The sequence below is a fragment of the Paenibacillus sp. FSL M7-1414 genome (genome assembly GCF_038003195.1).
GTDB lineage: Bacteria > Bacillota > Bacilli > Paenibacillales > Paenibacillaceae > Paenibacillus > Paenibacillus amylolyticus.
Map to the genome: position 1 here is coordinate 2,027,477 of NZ_JBBOOS010000001.1, position 25,567 is coordinate 2,053,043.

Here is a 25,567-nt window from a genome sequence, read left to right on the forward strand (position 1 = left end):
AAGAAGGGCTGTATTTTAATAACGTAGAGGGAGGCGTCTTACATGTGGGTGTATGAGAAAAAACTGCAATATCCCGTGAGGGTTAGTAAATGTGATCCTCGTATGGCGAAATTGCTGATGGAACAATATGGCGGTGCCGATGGGGAGTTGGCCGCTGCCCTTCGATATCTGAATCAGCGTTATACGATTCCAGACAAGATTATCGGGCTGCTGACGGATATTGCTACAGAGGAATTTTCTCATCTGGAGATGATTGCCACCATGATCTACAAGTTGACCAAGGACGCGTCGGTGGATCAATTGGAAGAAGCGGGACTTGGGCCGAACTATGCTCAACGCGATTCTGCCTTGTTTTATACCAATTCCTCCGGTGTACCCTTTACAGCTGCCTACATTGCTGCAAAGGGTGATCCAATTGCGGATCTGTACGAGGACATTGCAGCAGAAGAGAAAGCCCGGGCTACATATCAATGGTTGATCGACCTGACCGATGACGTGGATCTGCAGGATAGTCTGAAGTTTCTAAGGGAACGTGAGATCGTACATTCCTTGCGTTTCCGGGAGGCTGTAGAGATCTTGAAAGACGATCGGGAGACAAAGAAGATTTTCTGAACGTTTGGTATAAAAGCAGAAGTCTGGCAGTCCAATAGGGCTGCTTTTTGCTTTGAGTTAACTGCTATGAGTTAATAAAGCCCGAAGCAGTGTACGTGGTGTATTGAGGGTTGCTTTCAAATAAAAAGACGATCCTTTTTGAATTTAAAATAAAAGGGATCGTCCTGGTTATTATTTTGGTGAATTATGGCCTAATATTCAACTACCATGGCAACATTTTGCCACCCGGCTCCAACGGTCCAGAACAGAACTTTGTCACCACGCTGAATCTGACCAGTTGTAACCGCTCGATGTAATGCGATGAATGGACTGCTGGTTGAGGTGTACCCGAATTCATCTCCGATATAGACGGCAATATCATCACCAATGCCGACATTTTCGGATACAGCCCGAATGTTACTAATGGATAGTTGGGAGAAGCAGGCGGCTTTGATCTCGTCTGGTCTAATCTCGTTGCGTGTCAGCAACGTACGAATGGACTCTGAAGCAGCATCCACACAGATGGAATCATCAAATGGGATGAATTTCACATGAAAGGCACCCGCATCTACACCCGTTTTGGCCAGCTTTGCCAAGCCTTCTGCAGGAAAAAGAGAATTACCATACACACAGGTATCCGTCTGATAGATTGAATCAATGAAACCGACAGCATGTTCATCTCGTTCTACAATAACCGCCGCTGCTGCATCACCGAAATTGGCGAAGTATACGGGATCATCGGGACTGGCGTGAGGAGCCACATAATCAGAGCCGATGATTAATGCGCGGCGAATTCGAGGATTGCCCAGCATCTGCCGGCTAACTTGTTCGAAAGCAGCAGTCATACCCGCGCAGTTGGCGTTGCTGTCAATACAGATCGTGTGAGAAGCTCCGTTAATCAGGCGATGGATCATCAGGGAATTCGTAGGAAAGATGTATTCTGGCGTTTGGCTTGCATAAGCAATCAGATCAATATCTGCACCGGTGAGTCCGGTTTTCTCCAGTAGGTTACTGGCTGCCTCATAGGCCATGCTTAGTGAATTTTCGTCATCGTTGTCAATTTTATAACGTGTATCACGACCCAGTGCCTGTAACAATCCACGAATATCTACACCTCTTGCATCAAAATGTTCAATATAAAAATCATTGTGCACCTTGGTTGCTGGATGATAGATATCGATATCTACAATACGAATTCCGGCCATCTTCATTCTCCTCTTGAGCGGAAGGGTGAATTCACAGCTTGTCCGCCTGGTTTATTAAGTGGTAACGGTAGATATGATTTCGAGATTGTCCAGACCGACTGATCGGCCGAGCCGGGACAATTGCATTTTTAGAATCGCGTTGTTCTCGAGGGTCAACACGACTTTTTTATATTCATCTTTTTTGAACAATTGAAGGCAGCCTTCCAGAAGAGGAACAATCTCCGGAGCAGTAACATTCAACTTTTTGCAATCGATGTTCAGGTCATACTCCTTGGTGTTAATAGAAGCGATCGTATCCTGATAGGCCGAGATGGAACGCAAACCGTCTTCTTGAGAGAAAGAACCCTCCAGTTCAATGTTTAACACCTTGTTTGGAACGTCAGTCTTCAGAATGAAATTTCCCATGTTTGATCTCTCTCCTTTAAATGAGTTAAGGCTATCCTGTTAGTGGATACACAGCCCCATAGGGCCTCTGCTGAAAGCTTCTAAGATGAGAGCTGGTTCGAAGGATAATTTAACCATATTATAAAGGTAGGAATGTAAAAAGATCAATAAAAAAGTCGAATCATGTATAAAAATGTAGAAAAGTGAATTACTGTATTTCGTCCAAGGTGGCAAGCAAAATATTAAATGCACTTATAATGCGTGGGGCACCCACACATGGCGCCAGATGTAGCAATATTCCCTTGAGTTGATCCACCGTCACTCCCACGCTCAGAGCCATCGTGTAATGTACGCCCAATTGTTCATACTGTCCTTGGGTGATCAACGAAGAGATGATAGCAACTTCCTTCCATTGATCCGTAATCGTGGTGCGCTGAAAGATATCCCCGTACGCCGTCCCCATAATAAATTCCGACAATTCGGGAAAATGTTCTTTGATGGGTGCGAGAGCTCTTGCGCCGTACTCACCAGATAGTTTCGCGAAACGGTCTAGTCCCTGAGCTACATGTTCACTCATGATATGCTCCTCCTAATTCAAATTTACGGTGCGGTGAGCTGTGGGTGGAATTTCATCTCGATCGGTCAGAAGCTCAATAACAGTTACCTGATTCAACGTCTGGGCTGTGTTCAACGCAGATGAGAATTCAGCAAGAGTCTCTGCTCGAAACGCAACCGCACCGAGAGATTCAGCAAATTTGGCAGCATCCATAGGAACTTCATATAATGTGCCATCAATTCTGCCTGTTGTTTTTTCCATTCCTTTGAGTGCCATGTCCAGTTGTTTGTTGTTAACGACAATGAAAATGACGTTCAGATTGTTGCATACCGCGGTATTGATCTCCGTCCCCAGCATCATGAAACATCCATCCCCGGTGATACATATAACGGTCTCTTCAGGTGAAGCTGCCTTTGCACCTATCGCCATACCAATGGCGTTCCCCATGCAGGCAAAGTAAGCGTCAAACACAAAGCTTCCTGGTTTCTTGACTTTATATCGCTGAACTGCATGAAATCCATGGCTGCCATCATCAACAAACAACTTATGATCGTACGGAAGCAGATCGCTCATTCCGTCTAGTACAGAAGCCAGAGACAGTTGGGGGAGATCTGGTAAAGGGACAGTGTAATCCATCGGTGCCGTGGTTCTCACAGGAGTAGGGAGGTCTTCTAATGTGCCCAGCAAATATTGTAGGTTGTCCTTCAAATCACCGGTGATATGTAAGGTTTGAGCGCTCAGAATCTTGCCTACAAATGTAGGATCAGCGTCAAATTGAATGAGGTGTGCCGGGTGATGTTCAGGCTTCAGATTGCAGAGGGTCATGTCACTTAGACGTGAACCGAGTACGATATAAAGGTCACTTTGGTTCAACATGTCGTCTGCATGTGGGAAACCTCCAACACCACAAGGTCCATGGTACAGGGGATGGTCCCACGCAATCGCTCCTTTTCCACCAGGAGTAGTAATGACGGGAATGTTGAACGATTCGGCCAATTGAAGCAATTCATCATGGGCTCTGGCGCGACTTACACCTTTACCAGCAATAATTAAAGGGCGGTTGGATTGTTGAATGAGAGGAAAAATGCGATTCAGGTTAGATACGCTAAGCAGAGGTTCCGGTTCGGGAATGACAATCCGGCATTGGGATAACAACTCGGTCTGTACGTCAAAAGGAATACAGAGGTGAACAGGGCCTTTATTAGGGCCGAGTGCAATGGAAAGGGCATGGTTCAGCAGTGTGCCGAAGTGATCTCCACGCTCAACCAGTTTGCTGAATAGCGTAGCAGGTCTGAACATTTCAGCCAGATCAGCCAGATAAGAAGAAGAATCCTGACACTGAGGGAGCCCCAGTTCCTGAATGGATTGATGACCCGTAATAAACAGTACAGGCAGATTGTTGGCCTTTGCATGAGCTGCTGCAGTAAGCAGATTGGTTCCGCCTGGGCCGGATGTGGCAAAGGCAACGCCGAGTTTACCTGTCTGTAATGCATAACCGGATGCGGCAAAACCTGAGCTGGATTCATGACGGCCTGGAATGAACTCTAATCCGTAATCCACCATTTTCAGTACAGCAGGACAGATGGATTTACCAATAATACCAAAGACATGAGTAACGCCTAGATTACGCAGAGTTTCTGCCAAATAGTCCGCAACTGTTCTCATGCGGGACACCTCGCTTCATGAAATAGGTTATTAGAACCATACGCATATTCCATTTATTGAATGCAAGTTACTGTCTAAGGTTGTAATAGGAAATATTCATTGTTATTAGGAAGAGTATCTTTTTTTGTGGTTTTTTGTCAACCTGTTTTTGTGAGTCTAAATTCCTGATTCTTAAGTTGGTAACGCTTTAAGTATTGCTGGATAAAGTAAAATTAATTGGTTATATATCCCTGCAACGAATTACCCAATCGCAACGAAGTTACAAATAATGTAAAATAATGACTGTAAATGATGAATTTCAGCCTCTAATAGCGACTTGAAAGCTAGAGGTTTATTTTTTTTCGTATCAATGCATCACATTCGCAATTCTTTGCTTTCTGCTATACTGGAAAGGAATTGGGAGGGGATGGAATGACAGTCATCAAGATGGCTCTGATTGGGCTGGGTAAAATGGGATTACATATGGTTCATCTAATCGAGAATACCAAGATGGACACGGAGATTGAGATTGTAGCGGTGTGTGATGCGAATGAGGAAGGTTTGGCGTCTTTTGCAGCTTCTCATCGGGGAGTTAAGACGTATACGGACTACAAGCAATTGATGAATGAACATCAGATTGATCTGCTGTATATTGCAGTTCCGCCGAAATTTCATTACCCGGTTGTCATGGAAGCACTGGAGCGCAAAATTCATGTTTTCTGCGAGAAACCGCTTGCCAATAGTGTAGAAGAAGCGAAAGAGATGCTGGATGCAGCAGAGCAGGCGGGCGTAGTTCACGCCATCCATTTCTCGATGCCGCATGAACCTTCCGTGCTGAAGTTGCAAGAGATGATTGAGCAGGGTACAGTGGGGACAATTCGCAAAATAGATCTCATTTTGCAATTCCCGCAGTGGCCACGATCATGGCAACAGAATGCATGGATTACGAGCCGGGAACAGGGTGGATTTATTCTTGAAGTGGGGATTCACTGGATTCATATGATTCAAAAGGTGTTTGGTGCCATCCGGGTTGTTAGCACTCAGGTTCAATATCCTGAGAATGGTGACTGTGAACTAGAAGTACAGGCTGCAATGGAACTGGAAGACGGAACCCGAATTCAGCTGAACGGCATCTCTCAATTTGCGGGGGAAGAACGTGTATCCATGGTGGTGTACGGTACGAAGGGTACGATTGCCTTGGAAAATTGGGAAGAATTGAAGACGGGTCTGGTGGGGCAGCCACTTTCTCCAGTGGAAGTGCTTGAATCCGCCAGTGAATTGCCGGTTCTTAAACATGTCATTGCCCGTATACAGGGCAAACCAGCTAAGATATATGATTTTAACGATGGGTATCAGGCACAATTGATACTTGAAGCGCTACGGAACACGGAACAATCGAGATAAGAAAAGGAGTGCTTAGGTTTTTTCATATGAGGTGCCCGGTGCACCTTTTCCTGATTCAGCTCTCCTTAACACCAAGAAGCATCGCAGAGGCTCGGGTGAGTCTGTCTGCGATGCTCCTTTCCTTTGATATATGTTCATGATACAGCTATTTAGATACTCGATCAGTATGTTGATTCAGTTCAAGCCAGCTTGAATTGCTTAACCAGCTGATCAAGTGCATCGGACATTTCATTCAACTGCTTGGACGTGTCAGACATTTCCTGCAGAGAAGCAAGTTGTTCCTCCGTCATCGCAGATACTTCTTCCGTGGCTGATGCAGTATCTTCCACAACAGCCGATACTTCATTGATGGACTTCATCACAGCCTCACTACCGGAAGTTAACTCCTCGACAACAGCAGATACCTCCAGAACTTCACCACTGAGGTTATGAATATGCTGAGTAATGGTTGAAAAAGCATTACCTGCATCCTCAATGGTCCGCAACCCTTCATTCACATGTAGAGTGCTCTCATCAACCACCTGCACCGTACTTTGAACACCTGCAACCACGGTTTCCAATATACTTGTAATCTCTTTCGCTGATGTTGCACTTTGGTCTGCAAGATTACGGATTTCCGCGGCAACGACAGCGAAGCCACGTCCATTATCCCCAGCGCGGGCAGCTTCAATTCCGGCGTTAAGTGCAAGCAGATTGGTTTGTCTCGCAATACCTGACATTGAATCTGCAATGTTGATCACTTGATCAGACATCTTCGAAATTTCATTAATGGCTTCCTGTACAGAGAGGAAGGATTGTTCAATGGAACTCATTTTACCTACAGCATTATCAATGCGCTGTTGCCCATCCACAGCAATGGATTCGGTACGAACTGCACGGCCTGCCACATCACTTGCCGAGGAGGCGACACGATTAAGCCCGTTGAGGGATTGCTGCATCGCAGCTACCATGGTTTGCGTAAGAGCAACCTGTTCATCAGCGCCTTCAGCGACACGTTCCATGGCAGTGGCAACTTCTTTTCCTGCAAGATGGCTATCAGCAACCCCTTTATCCAATCGATCCGAAGCTGTGCTCAGAATCATGGCATTGCTCTGAACGTCCAGCATCATTTGCTGCAAACCAGTGAGCATTGTATTGGCTGCCTCCGCGAGTTCACGAGTTTCGTCTTTCATTGGCGTAGCGATTCTCAGTGTCAGGTCACCATTGGAAGAACCGATGTCATTTAATGCCTGCTTTACGGTACGAATGTTTCTAACAATGGCACGTGACAGGACCAAAGCAGTGATGAACGAGATAATGGCCACAACGATAAGTGCCCCATACAGTTCCAAGTTCAGAATTGTGTTTTTTTGCTTCAGCGCTTCTGTACGGTTATCGGTTAACGTATGCTCGTTGGTTCGAAACGTATCGAGAGCAGTCCGTATCTGGTCCATGTCTCTTTTACCTGGATCATCTGCGAAAAAATCTCGAATGGCCTGTGTATTATTGGCTTGGCGAAGGGCGACCATAGGTTCACCAGCGACCTGGACCCAGTTCTCCATATTAGTATGTATGTCTTCCAAAAGTGCAAGTTGAGCCGGATTATCCGAAATTAAAGCAGCAAGTTCATCTCTGAGTGTAATAAGTTGCTCTTTTCCTTGGGTGTAGGGATCGAGATAGTTGTCCTGACCCGTGATGATGTATCCGCGTTGACCTGTTTCCATATCTACCATGTTTCTTTCGAGTTCATAGGTGAGGGCGTGTACCCTCATATCGTGATCGACCAGAAAATCCAGTTCCCGTTGGAGCTGACTTGTGCTGTTCTGAATCAGCAGGATGCAACCAGCCAGTACAGCCAGTACGAGTAAATATCCTAATCCGATCTTATAAAAAATCTTAAAGGTCTTTCGCTTTTTCATGTTTGTTATTCCTCTCTATGGGGTATATGTAGTTGTCGAAAAAACCGGAAATGTGATAATTATAGGTCTTTAGATTAGGTGTCTAAAGGACTATTTTTTAGTATTATACGTAAAGAAACTTCTTTTGTATATAGTTTGTTTAACTATAATATAACGTTTGGTTGATGTTGTATAAGGTTGGGGTTTATGATCTTTTACAATCGTTGGTTTACACGTTCAAACGTTATGTTTATCATGGGAAGGGAACGATTCCAATTACATATACAATAAACCAATCCGAAAGGAACATTGGACATGAATAAAGAGAAGGTATTGCTCAAACCGGAAGCGATGATTTTTGACATGGATGGTACGCTGTTCCAGACAGAGACCCTGTTGTTGCCAGCTTACCAGCAACTATTTGATACATTGCGTGCCGAAGGGCATTTTGAAGGAGAAACTCCACCCGAGGAACGGATGCTGGGAAGTTTGGGCATGTTGCTCGAAGATATATGGAAAGTGGTTATGCCTGAGGCATCGGAAGCGGCACATCGCCGTGCAGACGAACTGTTGCTTCAACTGGAGATTGAGGGGCTTGATCAAGGAAGTTCCCAATTGTATCCTGGGGTGAAAGAAACGCTGCAAGCATTAAAACAACAAGGAGTGCGTCTTTTTGTCGCAAGTAATGGGCTGGAGGACTATGTGAAGGGTGTGGCGTTTGCACACGAGATTATGCCTTTCTTTGAAGGGGTATACAGTGCAGGCCAGTACAAGACTCCTTCCAAAATTAATCTGGTGCAGATCCTGCTTGAGAAACATCGTATTCAGGACGCATGGATGGTAGGGGATCGCTCTTCTGATGTGGAAGCGGGTAAAATGAACGGTCAGGCAGTCATCGGCTGTGCATATGCCGGGTTTGGTCGTGATGAGGAGCTTGCAGGCTCAGATGTGCTCATCTCTGATTTTACAGAACTGCTGCGTCTGTATGATGAAGCAGAGTAGCCTCTACGCTGTATACGTATCCTGAGATTTAAGATTACGAACCACATGATATGAACCTGTAGACTCAACGGAAATTCGTTGAATACAGGTTTTTTTGTTTGGTCATGCAGTCACATTCTCCCCTGTAGAAAGTTGATTTCCCTATCCCGCTTTCCTCCATATTCCCTCTATACTTCATTCAAAAGCTATAGGGGGTCCGATTCTGGTGAAACCATCCAAAATACATGCCTATATGTTCATCTTTCCAAGTCTTTTTTTAACTGTTGTATTCGGGATCTATCCTCTGTTATGGGCGCTGCGTTACATGTTCTATGATTATCAAGGCATCGGGACGCCTGTCTTCATCGGGCTTGATAATTTTGGACGCATTTTGCGTGATGGGCAATTCTGGGATTCTGTAGGCAACACGGGTGTGTATGCCCTGGGCAAACTCGTCGTTACAATTCCACTGTCGTTAACTTTGGCGATTATTCTGAATCGCAAATGGAGAGGGCGATCCCTCTTTAGGGCGATCTATTATCTTCCCACTATTTTTAGCGCTTCGGTCATGGCGATTGTATTCTTTATTATTTTCAACTCTTATAACGGAATATTGAACCAATTGCTGCTCAAGTATCATGTGATCTCCGAATCCATTAGCTGGCTGGGGGCTGAACATGCCATGTTAACAACCATCATCATCGCCATCTGGGGGGCTGTGGGCAACTATATGTTGTTGTTCATTGCGGGTCTTCAGAGCATTCCTGAAGAGCTATATGAGGCGGCATCGCTGGATGGAGCGAGTGAGTTTCAGAAACTGCGAAATGTAACGATTCCGTTGCTGGGTCCTGTCTTGCAGATGATCATCATGCTGGCAATTACCACGGCGCTGAAAGGTTACGAGAGTATTATGGTGCTGACCGAAGGGGGGCCGTATGGCAAAACAGAGGTGATGTATCTGTATTTGTTCAAACTGTTGTTTCCCGTGTCGGCTGACACACAATCACTCCAGCAGCTCGGTTATGGCAGTGCGGTCGGTTTCACAACGGCTCTCATCGTAGGGGCTGTGACGCTCATTTATTTCCGTATATCCAAAAAGCTCAATGATGTCTATTAATCCCATTCAGGAGGAAACGATGATGACTCAAAACGTGCTTGCGCCCTCAGGGTCTCCCCAACTCATTCGCTGGACCAAACGAACGGTACTTTGGTTGTTTTTGATCGCAATCGCTCTGCTGTCGTTGTTCCCCATCATACTTGTATTGCTCGGTTCCTTCAAAACAAACCAGGAATTGACCGGAGGAGCTACCATCTGGCCGAAGATTTGGCAGTTCTCCAACTATGCTCAGGCTTGGAAAAGCGCCAATTTTTCGGGTTTTACGATGAACAGCGTGTTTGTTAGCATCAGTACAACAGTTGGCACACTGCTGGTAGCTTCGATGTCTGCCTACGCTGTGGATCGAGTGAATTTCAAAGGGAAAAAGGGGTACACCCTGCTCATGGCATCTACTCTGTTTATTTCCATAGGCGCGGTTGTGCTGCGTCCGCAATTTGACCTCATGGTCAAGCTGGGGCTGAATACCACGTTGTGGGGCGTTATTATTATACTGATCAGCGCACACGCTGCCACATACTTTATTCTGATTGGTTTCTTCAAGAGCATTCCGCGCGAACTGGATGAAGCGGCGATGATTGATGGCTGTAATTTCTTCACCACCTACTGGCGAATTATTCTTCCGCTCCTGCGGCCTGGACTCGCCGTTGCAGGTCTGGGTGTATTCCAGAGTTCATGGAATGAATATATTCTTCCTTTTGTGTTCACCATGAGCAATCCGGACTTGCAGACTTTGCCGGTTGGGCTGGCTAATCTGCGATATGGCATTGGAGCTGCAGCTGAGGTCCAACTGATGATGGCCGGAGCCTGTCTGTCCATTTTGCCGCTGCTCATCGTTTATATTTTTGCCAACAAATCATTCATGCAGGTGACCTTGGGAGCTGTGAAAGGATAGGCGTGAGCACAATCATGGAAACGGTTTTACGGGTTATTCCACTGTGCTATACTCATTTTAATTCACAGCGGACGGGCCAAGCCGTGTTCAAGGAGCGAGCGCCGATGATATTCGACTTTTATAAAATGTCCCTGAAAAAAAGAATACAGCTGCTGTACATTTTTCTCGTTGTCTTATGCATCAGTGTGACCGGGATATGCTCTTATCTCTTTGCTGCACGAAGCATTGAACAGAATGCACTTGAACTGAAACAAAGCATTCTGAACAAATCAGTGCAGGTTATGGATGAACATCTAAGGCACATTGTTGTATCCTCTTTTTCTTTTATGCTCAATGAAACGTTCACCCAGGTCATGAAGGACGTGGGAAAAAATAATACATCTCATTATTATCAGAATCTCTCGCTGCTGCAAACATCGTTTGCTCAATTGAAGCTCGTAGAGCCACTGATTGATACCGCATATTTGACAACACCCATCGGTGATTTTTTCTCGACCAAAGATTTTCCGAATCGCAATAACTCATTCGACAGGGAATACGGACGCTACGTGAAGCTGCAAGGCTGGAATACGATGTGGTTTGGTTCACATCAGAGTCAGTTATTCCAATCCCAAGGAAATGTGTTATCTCTGTTGCTTAAACCCATTGTGATCGATAATCATACCTATTCGAATGTATATATGGTCGTCAATATGAAGGAAGAGGCGATGCGAGACATTCTGACGCAGGATCTCATGAATAACCAGATTCAATTGTTTTTGCTGCACAAAAACGGAAATGAAGTCATTCGGCCCAGGTCCCAAAATTATGATTTCATTATGGAGCCTGACTTTACCCAACAGTTTAGCCGTGGCGATGCTGGGGATTTTACCTACAGGAACGATCAGGGGGAGGACATGCTTGTTAACTATTCGGCATTGTCGATGAACGAGGATTGGGTCATGGTAAGTGTACAGTCCAAGGCTGACTTGTTGTCCCCCCTACAAAAGATACGCTGGCTGATCATCCTGATCATGTTGTTTTGCATCTTGCTCGCACTCGGGTTGTCCAGCCTGGTGGCCTCCGCTCTGCTGAAGCCACTGAACAAACTGCGACGCCTGATGGTTGAGGTGGAGTCCAATGATCTGGATGTACGGTTTCGCAGCAAGTATGACGATGAAGTTAGCGCTGTAGGGCATCGTTTCAATCGAATGTTGGACCAGATTCAGATTCTGTTTGAAGAAGTACGGACAACGGAGCAAGACAAACGGCGGTTTGAAGTCAAGGCGCTCCAGGCGCAGGTTGATCCTCATTTCCTCTACAATACGCTTAATACGATGTTCTGGAAAAGTGAGAGCGGAGAGAAAAAGGATGTAAGTGAGATGATTGTCTCCTTATCCTTATTATTCCGTTTGGGACTGAATGATGGGAAAGACATCACCAGTGTGGAGCAGGAGATCAAACATGTCGAACAATACATGCAGCTTCAGCAAAAATGTTACGAGGATCTGTTCGTTTATCGGATTGAGGTGGGGGACCCCTCTTGTTACGCTGTTGATATTTTAAAAATATTACTCCAGCCCTTGGTGGAGAATTCCATCCTGCATGGATTCAAGGACAAAGAAGATTTGGGCGTTATCCTGATCCGCATTGATCGTCAGGGTGACACACTACGGCTGGAGGTGGCTGACAATGGATGTGGGATGGATGTAGCCAGCATCTATGCTGAGGATGTTCCTGACGGGGGACGCAAAGGTTATGCCCTATCCAATCTCCAGGGCAGATTAAGCCTGCACTATGGGGATGTGGCCTCAATTGTATTTCATAGCAGTACAGATGTGGGAACAACGGTTGTTATCACGATTCCGATCACCTGAGGAGGGGCAGTATGGGCCAATTGACGATGTGTGTTATGGATGATATCCAGGCAGTTGTAAAGGGCATATCTTCAACTATTCCGTGGGAAGATCATCAGGTTCGGATTGTAGGCACAGCGGGAAATGGAGAGCGCGGTTGGTCCTTGTTGCTGGAGCAGCAACCCGACATCGTGATTAGTGATATCAGGATGCCCAAGTTGAGCGGGCTGGAGCTAATGAAGCGGGCATTGGATGCCGGACTGCGAGCCAAATTTATTTTCATCAGTGGTTATTCGGATTTCCAATATGCACAGGAGGCCATCAAGCTGGGTGCATCCGATTATTTACTCAAACCGTTTACCCCTGAAGAAATACTCGGTGCGGTGTTGAAGGTAAGACAGGTGATTAAGGAAGAACAGGCACAGTGCAAACAGTTGGAACAGTTGGAGCAGAAGGTGGAGAGCAGCAGCCAGTACGAGCGTCACAGCTATCTACTGGGCTTGTTGCGTCATGAAGTCGGGGGATTCCTGAATGAAAGTCGCTGGAACGAGCTGCATATTGATCTCGATTCCTCCAATCTTATCGTCATAGTTATCGAGGTGGATGGTTATACGCGATATGGATACACGATGCATCTGGATGCCGAAATCGTTCCTTTTGCGGTTCAAAATATTGTTGGAGAAACCATAAATCGTTATACCAAAGGCGTTGTTTTACGGGAAAACCGATACCGGCTTGCAGCCATATTGAACACAACAAGCCAGATCGACGTCTCCGAGCTACTGGAGCAATGCCGCCAAAATGTGGAGCGATTCAGCAAAAAAACAGTCTCGATTGGTGTGGGTACGATTGCCCGCAGACCACAGGAAATTTGGACGTCCTACGCACATGCAGATCAGGCGATATCCTATCGTTTTTACAGTGAAGGAAATTGCATCCTCCAGTATGCTGAACTGGAGAATCAGGCATGTGTGGCTCCGGTATATCCTTTGGAGAAGGAGAAAGAGCTTTTTTACGCCCTCAAATGTGGTAATGAGAGCACCTGTCACCGCATCATTGATGAAATTCTCGAAGAATGGCAGGTCTCCGAAGGTTTTCCCGAGCCGCTCACGATGATTCGTTTACTGTCTGGACTGGCTTTTGCCATCTACCGTGCCTTTTGTGATGAGATTACAGCAGAGGAACGCTTGCGTCTGGAGGCCGACCTGACAGTGCTTGAGGCGATGCGCTCCTTGACGTTTGAGGGTTGGAGGGGATATATCAAACATTTTAGCAGCATGGGTTGCGAGATTATGGACAAAAAACGACTCACTGATGTCAAACAGGCGATTAGCAAAGCGCAGAAATATATCAGTCTGAATCTTGCAGAAAATCTGACGCTGCATGCCTGTGCCCAATCCGTGCATTTAAGTCCGAGTTACTTTGCCAATGCCTTCAAAAAGGAAACGGGCATAACGCCGATTCAATATATTACTAAGATGAGGATGGAAAAGGCCAAAGAATTGCTGGTTGCAGGTGTACAGGTGCAAGAGATCTGCCAGAGGCTGGGTTATGAGGACAGGCCTTATTTCAGCGGTTTGTTCAAGAAATATTGCGGCATGACGCCAACCTGCTTCCGGCAAATGTATGAGAACTGAAAACAGATACGGATCGTCATTTTTCCCACCATGCAAAGTCAGAATGTCCCTCACCTCCATGAAAGCGTAGCGATTATCATTACGTTAACGGATAACTCAAACAGGTTGTCCAGACAAGCATAAGGGGGCATATCAATGGTTAAAAAGTGGATGGTGACTACGCTAAGTGCATTGCTGGCGCTAAGTTTGGCAGGTTGTTCTGCTGACAGTGGTACTTCGGCAAATAGCGAATCGGGGACCAGCGGGGAGAATGCCGGAGGGAAAACCAAAATCATATATTGGACACCGGACCGCCATGATGCTGATTTTATGAAATCCAAGATCGATGAGTTCAACCAGACGAACAAGGACAACATTGAAGTGGAGATGACCGTGATGGGGGACAACTATCCACAGGCGGTCGATATTGCTTTTGCCAGCAAGCAGGCACCCGATGTGCTGCAAGTTAATGATTTTCAGACGTATTATCAGAAGGGGTATCTCGCCCCGATCGATGGATACATGAGTGATGAGATGAAGGCCGTGTTTAAAGACAGCTTGATTGAAAATAAAAACACGATTGATGGAAAAATATATTCCCTCCCCAATACAGGGCAGGTCTGGCGGCTTGTGTATAACAAAGATATTTTCAAAAAGGCAGGGATCGAGAGTCCGCCAAAAACGTTGGCTGAGATGGTTGCGGATGCCAAAAAAATTACCGAAGTTGGTAAAAGTGAAGGCATCTATGGCTTTGCCAGCCCATTCAAGAGCAGCAGCGGCTTCTGGAGAGCAGCCAATACAATTGCAGGTGCAAGCAATAATGTTGGTATTGATGGTTACAACTACAAGACTGGCCAATTTGATTTTGGGATGTACAAGGATATCGCAATGGCGCTTCGTCAGATGAATGAGGATGGCAGCATGCTGCCAGGGGTTGAAAGTCTGGACATCGATCCACTCAGAGCCCAGTTTGCTCAAGGCAAAATCGGAATGTACATTAACCACTCCGGTGAACCAGGTGTATATAAAGATCAGTTTCCTACAAAAGAAAATTGGGCAGCCGCTCCTGTACCAACTAATGATGGAACGATCAAGGGCGCTTCACAAGTCATCGGGGGCTCCTACATCGGCATCAATGCAGATTCTGCCAACAAGGAAGCGGCATGGAAGTTTATGGAGTATGTGTACAGCACAGATCTTCAGAGTGAGTATTACGAAAAAGGATACGGAATCTCACTGATTCCTGCTGTATTAAGCTCTGACAAAAAACCAAGCATTCCGGGCATTGAAGGTTTCCTGCCCAAACGTTATGATGCCATTTTCCCGGCAAATCCAAGTGTGGTAACTGAGAGTTCACTGGAAGGCACCAAATGGAGTGAGGCTTTTTCAATCTTTGTATTCACGGGTGGCGATCTCGATGCTGTGATCAAGGATCTGGATACAAGGTACAATGCAGCTCTGGAGAAAACCAAAGCGGCAGGGCTGACCAACATAACTGCTGATCCTTCGTTTGATTCTTCCAAACTTCAGGGTAAATTGTCCACAGAAGACTAATAAACGTTCATAGCGGCCGTGGTTTAACTACTTCGGTCGCTTATTCACAAGGAAAGGGGAAAAGCAAAATGATTATTAATCATGCGTCTATCGATGCACATATCGTGAACGAAACGAGTTCCCGGAAGATCTTGGGTATGGGCGGTACATTAATGATGGTGGAGGTTACCTTTGCTAAAGGTGGTATTGGAGAAGTTCACTCCCATGATGCGCACGAGCAGGTCAGCTATATCGTCAAAGGCAGCTTTGAGGTTCAGGTCGGTGAAGAAACTCGCATCTTAAAAGCAGGGGACAGCTTTTATGCCGGTTTTAACGTCCCGCATGGGGTTAAGGCACTGGAGGACTCCGTCATTCTGGATGTGTTTACCCCGTTCCGTCAGGATTTTCTTGAGGCGTCCGAATGAGCGATTTTTACCTTTCGGCAACGGACCTGCAACGGGCTGCCCAATATTATGAAAAACATTTTCCGGAAGAAGCCCGAAATTCGCTCACGATTGCCAATCGTGCCATCCTGAATGAATTTATCGTTCCTTATACCAACGATCTGAATCGCTGGATTCCGATGGGGACACCCGTGGACTGGCTTCACAACCCGACCAATGATCTGGAGTTCACATGGGGCATCAATCGACACTGGCATATGCTCGATCTGGGCAAGGCGTATCTGATGAAGGGCAATCCGCTATATGTAACAGCATTTATTGACCACTTCCGTAGCTGGAGACAGCAAAACCCTGTACCTGTAAATCTGGTTTACGACGAGGCTGTCTTCTTTCAAAAACCCGGTCCGTGGCGCCTGCTGGAGACGGGACTACGTGTGCAGTCCTGGATATCGGCATATAAATATATGGAAGCGAGTTCACTGATAGAAGAAGGCTTTCAGGCGGAGTTTCGACAAGGTTTGGACGAGCACGCCGAGTTTTTGACCCGTTACCTCGGCAGCACGGAAATCAATCATGCCATTATGCATATGCAAGGGTTGTTCATGATCGCTACGTTCTACCACCAGCACCCGCGAAGTCCATACTGGCGTCAAGTGGCGATGGAACGTCTTGAGCTGTGTTTGCTGCATCAGTTGGGTGAAGAGGGGATACAGGTTGAACTGACAACACATTACCACAATGCCAGCATCGAAATGTTTGGCACACCTTATCGGTTGGGTGAGATTTCAGGCCATCCTTTCTCGGCATGGTATGCCCGCTGTCTACGCCAAATGGCTGCATTCACCGAGGCGCTGATCCGACCAGATCATCAGTCTACCGGTATTGGTGATTCGGATTGGGTTGGCGATGGGCGACAACGACTGACCCTGCTTGGCGCGATCCTGGACGATGATGATTTGATGGCTCGCGGAACGGAGAGCTCGGAGTGTCTCTGGTTGTTGGGTGTGGAGAAATATGAGCGATGCCTCAGACTACAGGCTTCTTCTTCTCCGGCGTTGTCGAGCCGGGCTTTTCCGCAGACAGGATATTATGTCATGAGGGACAAGTATCAATATCTTTTTTTTGATGCGGCTGCCATGGGCGGAGCACACGGACATGCGGATGCGCTGAATGTGGAGTGGATGTGGAAGAACCAACTTTTCTTCACGGACACCGGACGTTATACGTATGAAGAAGGGAAATGGCGTCGGTATTTCAAAAGTACGCGGGCGCACAATACCGTCACGGTGGATGGTCTGGATCAGACACCTTATCTCTCCACACAGCAATGGGGTGAACCGGAGGCTCAGGCCACAACGCTACGTTGGGAGAGCAATGACAGCTATCACTTCATTGATGCTTCACAGGATGGATATACACATTTGCCAGATCCAGTTACACATCGTCGGTGGATGCTGGCAGGGGTGGAGATCCCTATACTATTAATTGTGGATTGGCTGGAGGCAGAAGCAGAGCATACTCTGGAGCAACGTTTTCACCTGCATCCGCAAGCGGATATTGCGTTGAGAATGAATGAAGCTGGAGAAATGACGGCGGATATGAGCTATGAGGCATCTTCCATAACGCTGACGATGCAATGGGTTACGGCAGGCATCGGGAAGGGAGCCTTCGCGTTGACGGAGCAGCCCGGCTGGGTATCTGAGGTGTATGGTTCCAAGTCGGAAACATCGGTCATCCAGGGCAAGACTGATTTCTCGGGTAAAGTGGGTATTCTGACGTTGTGCCTCCCCGCGGATCATACAGACCAGGTTACACGTGTAACCACATGCCAACTGGAACCTGACCTGATGAGATTGGCATTATCTTATGTGCAAGGTGAGGAAAAAGGGTATATTGTGATTGACAACGACACGCTGCGATGGTCGAAAGAACAGAAATAAAAACAGTGAAGCAGGAGCAGATGCTCGCACTTGGCGAACATAGACTCCTGCTTTTTCTTCACTCACTTGACTTTCCTTTTTCTTTTTACTCTGGGTGATTTTTGCGTAACGGGCCTGGGAATGGCTGGCTTTCTGGCCGTTCCGGGAGGTCGGTTGCGATATACCCATAAGGCATACTCCAGCGGCTGAGTGATGGCTTTATAATAGATATCCCGCTCCCCGATGCGAGCGAATACTTCACGTGCAGGTTTGGGATTAACTTCAAGCAGGTAGATACGCCCGCTTCTGTCAATCGCCAAATCCAGTGCCAACTCACACAGGTCCCCATACGTATCTTCCAGAAACGAAGCAACATCAATGCCGAATTTCTCTGCAGTTGTGTTAATTTCTGACCGGAGGTCGTCATCTTCGATCCATTGTTTCATGAGTCGGTCCATCGCTATTGCCTGACCGCCGCCATGCAGATTGGAGGTCACGCTTTTTTCTGCACCCATGCGTCCAGCACATCCAGTAAGCTCCCATTGTCCTTCACCGTTCTTCTGAACGAGCATGCGATAATCATGCACACGTCCATTCGGAAGCTGAAGTTGAATGCCCTTTTGTACAAGATACTTGTCTTTCATGTTCCAGTGCTGGAGCAACGCGCCAAGTCGTGATAAATGAACTTTACGTGGAGTGATGATACGACGCTTCTGATCCCGCCCTTGAACAAGCACTGTATTAGCCTCGCTACTGCTGCGTTCAATGCGCAGAATACCACGTCCGCCTGTTCCATTAATGGGTTTGAGATAGACCAGAGAAGAAACTTTAAGCATCCGGTTTACATCGGACATATCCTGAAATAGAGCGGTTTCCGGCAGGTGTTCACGAAAGTTGGCTTTTTGCAAAAGGGTCTGGTGGATGGTCCATTTATTGCGCAGTGGCCTGTTCAGAAAGAGCAGATGCCCATATTTCTCACGAAAAGCAAGCAATTGCTGGAACCTTCGGTTACGCTGAATCCGGCAACGATCAAAGATCAGGTCCGGGAATGATCGCCACTCCCTGGACCAGCCTTTTCCCTCATGAAAAACCATGGCTTCAATTTGTTTGCCGCCGGGGTGTACGTCGGCTGGTGTGAATACATAGATATCGAGTCCCCGCTTGCGCCCTTCAAGAATCATTCTGCGATAAACGCTTCGTTCTTCAAGAGCGCGATGTTCATTTAAGTACAACGTCATAATGCCCAGAACAGGTGAGGACACAAACAATCACCTTCTTTTTGCAGTATTCCTGTCTATCATCGTTTGGACTGACGGGCAAGATAAGCGCTGTAGTGAAATATACGTTCCAATGACCGCCGTCTGATCTGTGGTTCATCAAACTTCATGGGCTTTGCATTGGCTTCGAAGAACCAGAGTTCCCCCAGGTCATCAATGCCCAGATCCATGGACATTTCTCCGAGCGTGTAACCTGATCCCCGTTCTACCTGTCTTGCGATCATTAATGAAGTGGATTTCACACGTTTCATCAGGGTTGTTGACATTTCTTCGCCAAAAAGCTCGGTCAGCAGTTTCTCAGGGTCTTCTACGCTCCCGCCGCGCGGCACATGAGTTGTAATGCTACGGGAGCCAGCGAGTCTCGCTCCTACACCGGTTACGCTCCATTGGCCCTTGGTGTTCTTTTGTACAAGAACACGCAAATCGAAGGGGCGTTTACGAGAGGATGCCAGTTCAATGCCTTGTTGCATGATATAGGGCGTATGTCCGGTTTCTTTGCGAATTCGTGCCCATAACTTGGCAAGTGTAGATGCTTTATAGGTCGTGCTTCTACGTGTGGTTTGTATTTTGAGACGATAGGGAAGCCGTTCTTTTTCCTGAAATTTAAGCATCATGATTCCTTTGCCAGCTTTGCCGCTCTCGGGCTTAAGGTACAGATAGGGATACGCCCGCAGAACGGCACCCAGAGAAGAAGCACTTCTCATCCGCCGAGTATAAGGGATCAGTTGCTGAGTCGATTTGGATTTCCTGAGCCATTCGAACAGATCCCATTTGTTGAAAAAGAATGGGTTATACAGTTCGATTCCTGATTGCATGCATTCGTCAATTTTACGCTGCACAGAAGGTTTTCCTTCGTCTTCCCGGTTGGGAATACGATTGTACAGCACATGGGGAAGGGGGAAAGGTTGTGAAACCCACTTTCCACTCCCCTTGTTGTACGTATATCCTTTCACGGTGGGGCCACTCACGTTCAGATCCCGTACAGTTACAATGTACACCACGTACCCCATGCTCTCGCCTGTCTGTAAGATATCTTGAAAATTTTGATGATTTCCCCTGAACATACGCTGTTTATCATGCATGGTCAAAACAGCAATGACAGGTTTGAAATCATCATGAAGGGTCATCAAATCTCTTCCTTCTTCCGGAACTTGCTCAAATACAGGCAGTGTTCCAAGATGTGCTCCACCGACGATTTGCCCTCCACCCGGAGTGAAGGGTGACGGAAAATGGAGCGCCCGGGTTTGGCGTTCGCTTCGAACATCCATACATGTTCCTCCTGATCAATGCCCAGATCAAAGCCAATCTCACCAATCAGATGCTGGTGCTGGGTTTCAATCGCCTGGGCCAGTGTAATAGCGACGGATTTGGCATGCTGAAGAACTTCTCCCGCACGATCGCCGAAGTTGCGACTGAGCGCCTGCTCAGGAGTCATTAGGGAGCCGCCATTTTTGATGTGTGTTGTGACGCTGCCACGTCCTGCCTTTTTGGCTCCAATTCCGACAACAACCCATTGATTGTTACCATTTTTGTGCATGTGAAAACGGAAATCAATTGGACATTCATCAATCTCAATTAGGCGTATTCCCTGCTGAACTACATATCCGCGTAACTGTTTACCATGTCTTCCCTGAAGCATGCGCATCAGACTGTTGAAGGACCCAAAACGCAGGAGTGCATTACCGCCTTTTTTGCGATAACGTGCGAAATATCCACGTTTGGGCGAATAAGTCAGGCGGTAGATCCCGTTCCCCAGACTTCCTGCAGTAGGCTTATAGTAGACGAACTGATGGCGTTCCAACATTTCCTTCATCTGTTCAACAGAAGGATTGGTAATCGATTCAGGGATATACCGTCCTGCTGCCGGCTCGTTCTCCAGCAACGTATAGATATCCGATTTGTTGAAGAAGCTCCAGTTGAAGAACGGAATTTTTCGGCGAACAAATCGTTCCCGCAGCTGGTTGATGGCTGGTGAGAAGTCTGAACGACGGCTTGGTAACCGGTTGTAGACAACATCGGGCAGAGGTACGGTTCTGCGGGTAAAGCTTCCGTTATCATTCAGGAAAAAACCCGATACCGTCTCGTTCTGCCAATTGATATCCCGAGGAGTAAATGCGTAAATGTAGGATTTACGGCTGCCTTCACGGAGTAACTGTTTGATGAAACCAGTACGGGAACCGAATGGATTCGTGCTCGTCGCAGGCCCATCAGAAAGTACGCCGATCAGTGGACCCAACTGGACCTCATCATTTTGCAAATTACGGAGATAAATACTGCCCCGTTTGGGGACGTTCATCATATTACGGATACCTGAAGCGAGATACAGATGTTTACCTGCTTTTTTGATTGGTTTGATCGTTGCAGGTACCCGGTCACGCCCGAAGCGAAGGTGCACCGTTTTTTTGCCGGACAGGTTGAGGCTCTTCATTAAAGCGTTGGATACATAAACCACTTTATCCGGTTGCTTGGTGAAATGCAGATTGCAAAAGGTCAAACTCATGATTTATCCTCCTATCCTGAAAAGATCCTTGGGCTCCATGGCAAGCGGGCGCTGCGGGCCTCAGCCGCCGTGAATCGGGATGGGTTTCAGGCCAGCTTTGCTGGATGTATTCGGCAATTTCATTGGACGAAAGACGTCCGTGAGAACATGTTGTTGCAACAGATAACGGGCATAGGCAAGCGGCTGGGTATAAGTAAGGGTATGCATGCGTCGGTCGCCCGCTTCTGCAAATGAGGTGCGGCCTGGTTTGGAGTTGACTTCAATTAGCCAGAGTTGGCCTTCTGCATCTGCTCCGAAATCAAGCCCCAATTCGGCTAACCTGCCGAAACGGCTTTCCAGCAGGGTGGGGATAAGAGTAGCAGTCTGCCGGATGCTCTTCAGCAGAGTTTCCGTGCGGATCGTTCCATATCGCTGGAGCAGATATGCTTGGGCAGGATATGCTTTACCCCCACCGTGAAGATTGGACGTGAGTGAACCTTCGGGTCCTTCCCGTACCATACATCCGGTAAGTGTCCAGCGACCTTGCCCATTCTTTTGCATTAGAGCCCGTATGTCGAATGCTCTTCCATGATGGCTAAGCTCCAGATATGGCTGCACGATCATCTTACGCTCAGCCCGATGTAATGCTAGCCAGGAAGATACAGCCTGGGTATGGTTGAATGTAAGAAAAAAGGGTTCATTGTCCTCGTTACGCCCCTCCACGATCCATGTTGATGGAGTCGTTCCCTGAGACAGGCGAAAGGTATTTTTGCCATGAGTCCCGGATACCGGTTTGAAGAACAGTCCTTTGGGCCAACGGTCCAGCCATGTTTCCCAAGGAATATGCGAAACGATCCGGGTTGTGGGAGCAAGTTGTGACCTCAATTCAGCATTTCGGGACAACACACGATGTACCTCCCATTTTCCTGGAAGGGAAGCAGACCAATAACGGTGTTGATCTGTGCCGTTGGTTGGTATCCATTCCTTAAGCTGTTGTCTGACGTACCTGGAGATAGGGCGAAGACAACGATCCATAATGAGATCGACTGCAGGAACAGGTACCGAATTCCACTTCCCTTGATGATAGACATATCCCCATTGAAGAGGGAGATGGACTGCATCATTCGATATCGGGATCACAATAATCTGAAGGGCGTATTTCATGCTCCCCAAACTGAGACGACGGCAGAAAAGTTCATCCGTAAAGGGAGGTGAGCCTTCGGTTGCACGTACCAGAATGGCCAGTGTCTTGGTCTGAGATGTTGGAAACATTACGCTGCACCTCTCCTCTATCAGATTTGTTTCCCTTAGGGAATAACTTTTCAAAAACCCGCCAGGTAGGTAGAATATTCGAGCATGGCTTTGACGGAAGGGCGGATCTTGCTCTCACTCAGTGGTGTATTATCATTCTTGGATGGTTTGGAGTTGACTTCGAGCAGCCATACGCGCCCAGTGGTGTCCAAGGCCAGATCAATACCAAGTTCACCAAAATGAGCAGGGATGGCACTCTCGATCCCTTTGGCGATATCCAATGCTGCGGTGTGCAATCCTGCATACGCGGAAGCTTTGGCTGATCCAGACAACTGTGTTTTGGCAACAGCATCCTTGACGGTGCTGAGACTTCCACCCCGTGCCAGATTGGATACGTAGTGACTCCCGCCCGCAATCCGGGCGACGATGGAGGTTACACTCCATTTACCTGTACGGTTTTTTTGTACGAGCGCACGGAAATCCACGGGTCTGCCACTGTTGTCAATGAGAGTCAGCCCTTGTTGGATCTGATAACGCGTTGTTTTCATTTTCCCCGACATACTGGCATACAGTTTATCCAGAGAAGTATACGTTTGTTTCCGGGTACCCCCGACGCCAGTCGCCAGAGTCAGGAAGCTTCCGTCAATCTGACGTGAGACCCGGATGATCCCTTTGCCCAAAGAACCGCGGACGGGCTTCAGAAATACAACCGGATGTCGGTTGCACATCGTCTTGAGCATGGCAGACGTCTTGAGCAAATGAGACTCGGGAAGAACTCGTTTAAGCGTTGAAATGGACTTGAGTGCGTCAAACACTTCGTTTTTGTCCAGAAACTTTTCATTGAAGGTTTGCGTGCCGTAGAGCGATTTTACTTCTTTCATAAAATGCTGTACGCTAGGTTTGTTCTCAAGCTTGCGGGACGTTAGCCGGTTATTGACGACGTCTGCTACAGGCAGAACAGTCTTTTTCCAGCCGTCATCATACACCCAGCCTTTCATATAACCCGTTACCGCTCCAATATCCTCCGGTGTGAAAAAGGATACATAGGCGCCTTGCTTACGGCAGGCGTTCACCAGTTCTTGACAGAACATCGTGATGGAGCCAAAGGGCCGATCTGGCTGATCGGGATAATCCTGGCTAACCAGTACACTGATGTAGGGTCCAAGGCGAAGCGTACGGCTGGCTGAACGATAGGATACCCTCAGGACCGAACGTGGAACGAGACCGGTCTTGCTGGCAACTGTCTGATTGATGCGCAGCCCGTCATACCTTGGTACCGGAATAACAGTGACTTCGCGGCGGAAAGAGCCAAATTGCAGCTGAAGCGGCCTTCCTGAAGGGATTTTAAGCGCCTTAAGCACCCCTTCGCCCAGCATGATGACGTCGTCCTGCAGGATGCCCGAGCCGGTAACCTGAATCGTTACTTTTTTAGTGGACATCACGGATCTCCTTCCGGGCGGCAACTTGATGTCTGATCTCGAAGTTGAACGGCATCTGAACATGGCATGTGCTTCATCATATGAGGACATATAACCCTTGGTGATTGACCCATATGGATTAAATGCATTTGATTTCGAGGCAGGTTATGGATGGCCTGTTTCAGATCGCCCTTGTTTGACAGCGAAGAAAAGCGTGTATTAACACGGATGAACAAACCAATCTGAGGAGGAATAATAGTGAACATTTATGACAAAGCCAATGATTTGGCCAAAGCACTGAGAGAAAGCAGCGAGGTGGAAGAGATTACTTCCGCGATGAAGCTGATTGAAGCTGATCCGGATGCAAAAGCAATGCTGGATAACTTCCGTGATCAACAAATGGAATTGCAACAACGTATGATGAGCGGGGATATGCCAGCTCCGGATGAGATGGAGAAAATGGAGAAACTGTTTGAAGTACTGAGCTTGAATCTGAACATCCGTCGTTTGTTTGATGCGGAGCGTCGCCTCAGTGTCATCATTGAAGACGTGAATAAAATTATTGCTGATAGCCTGGGTCATCTGTACGGTGGCGCTGAAGCGTAAAAAGGTAGTTCAAAAAGTCCACTTTTGATTACGAAGGATGCCTAGCTTCATTCCATCTTCTCGGTACTGAAAACTGATCTTTTTGAACACGTACTAAAAGGTTGTCTTGTTTTTTACCTGAACCTTTCATATTAGCTCCTTATCGTTCATAGACTAGACATATAGAGTCGATCAAGAACGAAGGAGCTGTGAATGGTGAAGAGGTTGAAAAAAGCAAAACATGTGATCTATCTGCTTATTGCGTTGTCGATGCTGGTCATTGCACTGCCGCGGATTTCCTTTGCTGGAGGAATGGACTGGGTTAATATTTTTGGCATCGTATGGGTGCTGTTCTCCTTATTAATCGTTGGTGCACATCTGCATTTTATTCTCGGTGTGGATGAAGAGAAGAAGCGTGCACTGGAAGCCGTTCGCCGGGCGAAGCTGCGGCAGTGGGAGATGAAACTGTTGGACAAGCAGGAGCGGAGCGAGTCTGTATAAGGTACAGTATGAGATCCAACATGGAAGACCGGAATCCCTTGGTACAAAGGGGCCCCGGTCTTTTTTGGTACATACAGAATTAGAGGTTAATGGGATGA

At 47.1% G+C, this 25,567-nt stretch carries 22 protein-coding genes; 12 read left to right on the forward strand and 10 right to left on the reverse strand.

Annotated elements, in window-relative coordinates; translation table 11 throughout:
• The first annotated feature begins 42 nt into the window (after positions 1–42).
• Positions 43–612, forward strand: a complete 570-nt coding sequence (locus tag MHH92_RS09290) for a manganese catalase family protein (RefSeq protein WP_036669914.1) — start codon at positions 43–45, stop codon at positions 610–612.
• A gap of 191 nt (positions 613–803) precedes the next feature.
• On the opposite strand, the gene MHH92_RS09295 is transcribed toward MHH92_RS09290, so the two are convergent.
• From MHH92_RS09295 to MHH92_RS09310, 4 genes are all read right to left on the reverse strand, one after another.
• Positions 804–1,796, reverse strand: a complete 993-nt coding sequence (locus MHH92_RS09295) for a 3-oxoacyl-[acyl-carrier-protein] synthase III C-terminal domain-containing protein (protein WP_253507122.1) — start codon at positions 1,794–1,796, stop codon at positions 804–806.
• Between the two features lie 54 nt (positions 1,797–1,850).
• On the reverse strand, positions 1,851–2,201 hold the full coding sequence (locus MHH92_RS09300) for a hypothetical protein (protein ID WP_036609902.1): 351 nt from the start codon (positions 2,199–2,201) through the stop codon (positions 1,851–1,853).
• Positions 2,202–2,388: 187 nt separating this feature from the next.
• Positions 2,389–2,757 carry a carboxymuconolactone decarboxylase family protein gene (locus tag MHH92_RS09305; protein WP_017689521.1) on the reverse strand — a complete coding sequence of 123 codons (369 nt, stop codon included), beginning with the start codon at positions 2,755–2,757 and terminating at the stop codon, positions 2,389–2,391.
• Between the two features lie 12 nt (positions 2,758–2,769).
• On the reverse strand, positions 2,770–4,401 hold the full coding sequence (locus MHH92_RS09310; protein WP_339188547.1) for a thiamine pyrophosphate-binding protein: 1,632 nt from the start codon (positions 4,399–4,401) through the stop codon (positions 2,770–2,772).
• Positions 4,402–4,812: 411 nt separating this feature from the next.
• On the opposite strand from MHH92_RS09310, the gene MHH92_RS09315 reads away from it, so the two are divergent.
• A complete protein-coding gene (locus MHH92_RS09315; RefSeq protein ID WP_339188545.1) occupies positions 4,813–5,784 on the forward strand; it encodes a Gfo/Idh/MocA family protein in 972 nt (323 codons plus the stop codon).
• 179 nt (positions 5,785–5,963) lie between these two features.
• On the opposite strand, the gene MHH92_RS09320 is transcribed toward MHH92_RS09315, so the two are convergent.
• Positions 5,964–7,682, reverse strand: coding sequence for a methyl-accepting chemotaxis protein (locus tag MHH92_RS09320; protein ID WP_339188543.1), 1,719 nt, complete (start codon positions 7,680–7,682; stop codon positions 5,964–5,966).
• A 294-nt stretch (positions 7,683–7,976) separates the two neighbouring features.
• Here MHH92_RS09320 and MHH92_RS09325 point away from each other — a divergent pair, with 294 nt between their 5' ends.
• The 8 genes from MHH92_RS09325 (at position 7,977) to MHH92_RS09360 (ending at position 17,979) form a co-directional block, all read left to right on the forward strand.
• Positions 7,977–8,663: an HAD family hydrolase gene (locus tag MHH92_RS09325; protein WP_047844222.1), complete on the forward strand. Its 687-nt coding sequence runs from the start codon at positions 7,977–7,979 to the stop codon at positions 8,661–8,663.
• A 205-nt stretch (positions 8,664–8,868) separates the two neighbouring features.
• Positions 8,869–9,759 (forward strand): carbohydrate ABC transporter permease, encoded by an 891-nt coding sequence (locus MHH92_RS09330; RefSeq protein ID WP_091014599.1) that lies wholly within the window; start codon positions 8,869–8,871, stop codon positions 9,757–9,759.
• Positions 9,760–9,781: 22 nt separating this feature from the next.
• Positions 9,782–10,651 (forward strand): carbohydrate ABC transporter permease, encoded by an 870-nt coding sequence (locus MHH92_RS09335; RefSeq protein WP_047842312.1) that lies wholly within the window; start codon positions 9,782–9,784, stop codon positions 10,649–10,651.
• 14 nt (positions 10,652–10,665) lie between these two features.
• Complete coding sequence (locus tag MHH92_RS09340; RefSeq protein ID WP_340903380.1) at positions 10,666–12,507, forward strand: sensor histidine kinase; 1,842 nt, start codon at positions 10,666–10,668, stop codon at positions 12,505–12,507.
• Between the two features lie 11 nt (positions 12,508–12,518).
• Positions 12,519–14,123, forward strand: coding sequence for a helix-turn-helix domain-containing protein (locus MHH92_RS09345; RefSeq protein ID WP_340903381.1), 1,605 nt, complete (start codon positions 12,519–12,521; stop codon positions 14,121–14,123).
• Positions 14,124–14,258: 135 nt separating this feature from the next.
• Positions 14,259–15,656, forward strand: coding sequence for an ABC transporter substrate-binding protein (locus MHH92_RS09350; RefSeq protein WP_340903383.1), 1,398 nt, complete (start codon positions 14,259–14,261; stop codon positions 15,654–15,656).
• Positions 15,657–15,724: 68 nt separating this feature from the next.
• Entirely contained in the window at positions 15,725–16,060 is a 336-nt protein-coding gene (locus tag MHH92_RS09355; RefSeq protein WP_339188534.1) for a cupin domain-containing protein, read from the forward strand.
• Positions 16,057–17,979 carry an alginate lyase family protein gene (locus tag MHH92_RS09360; RefSeq protein ID WP_340903384.1) on the forward strand — a complete coding sequence of 641 codons (1,923 nt, stop codon included), beginning with the start codon at positions 16,057–16,059 and terminating at the stop codon, positions 17,977–17,979. The genes MHH92_RS09355 and MHH92_RS09360 overlap by 4 nt, the downstream gene beginning before the upstream one ends.
• A 62-nt stretch (positions 17,980–18,041) precedes the next feature.
• Here the strand turns inward: MHH92_RS09360 and MHH92_RS09365 are convergent, their stop codons facing one another.
• From MHH92_RS09365 to MHH92_RS09385, 5 genes are read right to left on the reverse strand one after another with little or no spacing between them, the layout of a single operon-like run.
• On the reverse strand, positions 18,042–19,220 hold the full coding sequence (locus tag MHH92_RS09365; protein WP_053061509.1) for a YheC/YheD family endospore coat-associated protein: 1,179 nt from the start codon (positions 19,218–19,220) through the stop codon (positions 18,042–18,044).
• Between the two features lie 35 nt (positions 19,221–19,255).
• Positions 19,256–20,362 (reverse strand): YheC/YheD family endospore coat-associated protein, encoded by a 1,107-nt coding sequence (locus MHH92_RS09370; RefSeq protein ID WP_036669946.1) that lies wholly within the window; start codon positions 20,360–20,362, stop codon positions 19,256–19,258.
• Complete coding sequence (locus MHH92_RS09375) at positions 20,362–21,735, reverse strand: YheC/YheD family endospore coat-associated protein (RefSeq protein WP_036609869.1); 1,374 nt, start codon at positions 21,733–21,735, stop codon at positions 20,362–20,364. The genes MHH92_RS09370 and MHH92_RS09375 overlap by 1 nt, the downstream gene beginning before the upstream one ends.
• A 60-nt stretch (positions 21,736–21,795) precedes the next feature.
• Positions 21,796–22,986 (reverse strand): YheC/YheD family endospore coat-associated protein, encoded by a 1,191-nt coding sequence (locus MHH92_RS09380; RefSeq protein ID WP_340903387.1) that lies wholly within the window; start codon positions 22,984–22,986, stop codon positions 21,796–21,798.
• Between the two features lie 50 nt (positions 22,987–23,036).
• Positions 23,037–24,404 carry a YheC/YheD family endospore coat-associated protein gene (locus MHH92_RS09385; protein ID WP_036609865.1) on the reverse strand — a complete coding sequence of 456 codons (1,368 nt, stop codon included), beginning with the start codon at positions 24,402–24,404 and terminating at the stop codon, positions 23,037–23,039.
• A 237-nt stretch (positions 24,405–24,641) separates the two neighbouring features.
• Between MHH92_RS09385 and MHH92_RS09390 the strand changes: the two genes are divergently transcribed.
• Both MHH92_RS09390 and MHH92_RS09395 read left to right on the forward strand, forming a co-directional pair.
• Entirely contained in the window at positions 24,642–24,989 is a 348-nt protein-coding gene (locus tag MHH92_RS09390) for a YlbF family regulator (protein ID WP_036609862.1), read from the forward strand.
• 195 nt (positions 24,990–25,184) lie between these two features.
• A complete protein-coding gene (locus MHH92_RS09395) occupies positions 25,185–25,469 on the forward strand; it encodes a hypothetical protein (protein ID WP_085981456.1) in 285 nt (94 codons plus the stop codon).
• Positions 25,470–25,567: the final 98 nt, after the last annotated feature.

Excerpts from the sequence above, each read along its gene's own strand:
- MHH92_RS09290 (WP_036669914.1), top strand. The coding sequence starts at position 43 with ATGTGGGTGTATGAGAAAAAACTGCAATATCCCGTGAGGGTTAGTAAA.
- MHH92_RS09295 (WP_253507122.1), bottom strand. The coding sequence starts at position 1,796 with ATGGCCGGAATTCGTATTGTAGATATCGATATCTATCATCCAGCAACC.
- MHH92_RS09300 (WP_036609902.1), bottom strand. The coding sequence starts at position 2,201 with ATGGGAAATTTCATTCTGAAGACTGACGTTCCAAACAAGGTGTTAAAC.
- MHH92_RS09305 (WP_017689521.1), bottom strand. The coding sequence starts at position 2,757 with ATGAGTGAACATGTAGCTCAGGGACTAGACCGTTTCGCGAAACTATCT.
- MHH92_RS09310 (WP_339188547.1), bottom strand. The coding sequence starts at position 4,401 with ATGAGAACAGTTGCGGACTATTTGGCAGAAACTCTGCGTAATCTAGGC.
- MHH92_RS09315 (WP_339188545.1), top strand. The coding sequence starts at position 4,813 with ATGACAGTCATCAAGATGGCTCTGATTGGGCTGGGTAAAATGGGATTA.
- MHH92_RS09320 (WP_339188543.1), bottom strand. The coding sequence starts at position 7,682 with ATGAAAAAGCGAAAGACCTTTAAGATTTTTTATAAGATCGGATTAGGA.
- MHH92_RS09325 (WP_047844222.1), top strand. The coding sequence starts at position 7,977 with ATGAATAAAGAGAAGGTATTGCTCAAACCGGAAGCGATGATTTTTGAC.
- MHH92_RS09335 (WP_047842312.1), top strand. The coding sequence starts at position 9,782 with ATGACTCAAAACGTGCTTGCGCCCTCAGGGTCTCCCCAACTCATTCGC.
- MHH92_RS09340 (WP_340903380.1), top strand. The coding sequence starts at position 10,666 with ATGGAAACGGTTTTACGGGTTATTCCACTGTGCTATACTCATTTTAAT.
- MHH92_RS09345 (WP_340903381.1), top strand. The coding sequence starts at position 12,519 with ATGGGCCAATTGACGATGTGTGTTATGGATGATATCCAGGCAGTTGTA.
- MHH92_RS09350 (WP_340903383.1), top strand. The coding sequence starts at position 14,259 with ATGGTTAAAAAGTGGATGGTGACTACGCTAAGTGCATTGCTGGCGCTA.
- MHH92_RS09355 (WP_339188534.1), top strand. The coding sequence starts at position 15,725 with ATGATTATTAATCATGCGTCTATCGATGCACATATCGTGAACGAAACG.
- MHH92_RS09360 (WP_340903384.1), top strand. The coding sequence starts at position 16,057 with ATGAGCGATTTTTACCTTTCGGCAACGGACCTGCAACGGGCTGCCCAA.
- MHH92_RS09370 (WP_036669946.1), bottom strand. The coding sequence starts at position 20,362 with ATGACCCTTCATGATGATTTCAAACCTGTCATTGCTGTTTTGACCATG.
- MHH92_RS09375 (WP_036609869.1), bottom strand. The coding sequence starts at position 21,735 with ATGAGTTTGACCTTTTGCAATCTGCATTTCACCAAGCAACCGGATAAA.
- MHH92_RS09380 (WP_340903387.1), bottom strand. The coding sequence starts at position 22,986 with ATGTTTCCAACATCTCAGACCAAGACACTGGCCATTCTGGTACGTGCA.
- MHH92_RS09385 (WP_036609865.1), bottom strand. The coding sequence starts at position 24,404 with ATGTCCACTAAAAAAGTAACGATTCAGGTTACCGGCTCGGGCATCCTG.